The following is a 1650-nucleotide window of genomic DNA, read 5'->3' on the forward strand; positions in this document are numbered from 1 at the left end:
ATGTTCAGCCGGCCTCCGTGGCCGTCCGTGGAGCTGATCCCTGTGTAGCCACCCTTGAGCGAGTCCGTATGGGTGATGGGAGCAAAGCCGCCTTCTTTCAGGACCGGGTTGATGGTCTTCATGACGGCATCCCAGTTGCCGGCGAGTGCGTACAAGGAGTCTTGAGAGCGCAAGGTGCCGATCCAGAGAACGCAAGTGCCGGACGAGTCCGTGGCCATACTGGTGTCCCCGTACCGGACCGGAAGCCACGGCTGCCCGGGGTAGTCCCGCGCGAAGGCACCCGCCAGATCGGTGGAGAGTTGCTCGAGCCGCGGCCGGGCGTCGGCTGCAGTGGGCAACGACGGGCCTGAGCAGGAACTTACCGCCAGCGACGTACAAAGTAGCAGCGGGACAAGGGCACGTCGTTCCAGTCTGTTCAGCATATTTTCACCGTATGGGGCCTCCATCAAGAATGGGATGGGCCGTTCTCCCCATGGGCCGCCCGATGCTGCGTTTCATTGGCCCTCAACCAATGCAGGGGCGGCGGCTTTTGTTGTTGTTAGTCCGGCTGGTGGGGCTGGGTTTTGTAGCGGAGGAGGTTTTCGAGGGGGCTGCGGCGCAGGTCGAAGCGTGGTGCCGGGCTGGTGCGTGCGGGGCCGGGCGTGGTGGTTCGGCTGGTGTCTCTTTTGGGTCCGGGTTTTTGGGTGAGTTGTTTTTTGAGCCATTTGGGGTAGGCGGGTGGTTCGGTGGTGCGGGGCTCGGGCGGGTGGTATTTGCCCGTGGGTGAGGTCCAGCCGACGCGCCCGTCGGGGGTGCGGTTCGGTGTCCAGCCCCGCAGTGTGATGGCGGCCCGGTCGGGGTCCAGGTCCTGGCGGTGGCGGCCGTGTTTGTCCTTGTCGTCGCGGAAGTGCTTGTAGGCGTGGTGGCGTTTGCACAGGGCATGGGAGTTCGCGGGGGTGGTGGGCCCGCCCAGGGCGTAGGCGGTGAGGTGGTCGGTTTCGGTGTCCAGGGCGGTGTTGGTGCAGCCCGGGAAGGAGCAGGTTTCGGCCAGGGCGCGCAGCAGCGCCTTCTCCGCGTCCCGGAGCCGGTACCGCTCCGGGGGCACGCCCTTGACGGGTTCGGCGGTGACGGGGTCGGTGAGCACGCGCAGGAAGCTCCCCGCCCCTCCCAGGAGTTTCCGGGCGGTCACCTCGTCGATGGGGCCGTGCCCGGCCAGGACCGCCGGTTCGTTCGTGGCCCCGAGCAGCCCCAGGACCGGGACCGTGAGGATGACCTGCGCCACGGGGAGGGGAGGTTCGGCCACGGCGAGCCCGGCCCGGGTCGCCTCGAGCTGGGCGAAGTACTCACCCACCGGGTCCTCCACCACCCCGTCCACCATTCCCTCCACCACGGCACCGGCCAGGGACCCGAGCAGCTCCCCCACCGGCACACCCGCGGCACCGTCACCGGCGCCACCGCCCGCCCCAGTGGCGGTGTCCCCTCCCGTGCCATTGGCCGTGCCGGAGGTGGTGGCGCCGCCAGCGGAGGTGGAGGCGGCGTTGCCGGTGGTGGTGGTGGTGGGTGGGAGTTGTTGGCCGAGGAGGAGGATGGCGGCGGTGTCGGCGCGGAGTTGGGAGAGGGTGCGGTGTTCGTTGGGGCCTTGTTGGGCGCGGGCGAGGCGGGTGCAGGTGG

2 protein-coding genes are annotated in these 1650 nt (G+C 68.9%); both read right to left on the minus strand.

Annotated features, from left to right (window positions below; translation table 11 throughout):
- A partial coding sequence (locus G6N77_RS19420; RefSeq protein ID WP_165183815.1) for a hypothetical protein occupies positions 1 to 338 on the minus strand: 338 nt, incomplete at its 3' end.
- Positions 339 to 538: 200 nt separating this feature from the next.
- Positions 539 to 1650: HNH endonuclease signature motif containing protein (locus G6N77_RS19425; protein ID WP_165183814.1), on the minus strand; the 1112-nt coding region annotated here is incomplete at its 5' end.

Source organism: Arthrobacter silviterrae (genome assembly GCF_011045165.1).
GTDB classification, from domain to species: Bacteria; Actinomycetota; Actinomycetes; order Actinomycetales; family Micrococcaceae; genus Specibacter; species Specibacter silviterrae.